The sequence below is a fragment of the Mesorhizobium sp. M7A.F.Ca.US.014.04.1.1 genome, assembly GCF_003998745.1.
Lineage (GTDB): Bacteria > Pseudomonadota > Alphaproteobacteria > Rhizobiales > Rhizobiaceae > Mesorhizobium > Mesorhizobium ciceri.
Map to the genome: position 1 here is coordinate 1 of NZ_RZRW01001292.1, position 680 is coordinate 680.

Annotated in this window: 1 pseudogene; it reads left to right on the forward strand. The window is 61.2% G+C overall.

What is annotated here, in order from left to right:
* Window positions 1-221: 221 nt before the first annotated feature.
* Window positions 222-680 (forward strand): annotated as a pseudogene (locus EOA22_RS36140) (DEAD/DEAH box helicase); the annotation flags it as partial.

The window sequence follows — 680 nt, forward strand, 5'->3', positions numbered from 1 at the left end:
CTCGCGTGGTTATCGACATTTCGGCAATTCAGCATGTGCACATACTAACTCCGGCGGACGGGCCACCGCGCGGCATGGCCCGACGCACAGAGCGTTCTGCCGGCGTCGAGCGTGATTCACAGCCGCCAGTTCTTAGGGCAGCTAGGAAGCAATGCATCAACGCCGCACCGGCTGCCCCGTCCTGGAACACTTTAATGCGCGCCGCCAGGAACGGGGTCGCTGTGCTGACGTTCTTCTGGGGACAAGGTGAGATTTCAGTGAACAGGCATATTTCGCGGACGGATGTCGAACAAATCGATCACACGGATGACAGCGGGTTTACGATAGAGCACGGCGTCCCGCCATCTTCAGCTATCGCGGCAGCGCTGGCCGGTGGGCTGGAGGCCAGCCGGCACAAGCACATTATCCATATAACTGCCTCGGAACGCAGCGCCGACGAGATCGTCGGGGCTTTGCGTCAGTTCCTGCCGCACGCGGAGATCATCTTGCTGCCGTCCTGGGATTGCCTGCCTTACGACAGGGTGTGGCCCACACGCGCCAATATGGGGCGGAGGCTTCGTGCGTTGTGTCACATGGCAACGAAGCCCGATCGTGCGCGCATCGCTGTAATGTCGATCGAAGCCAGTCTGCAGCGGGTGCCGCCCGCCCAGGTCATTGCTGGCGGTTTCGCAATTCTGGAG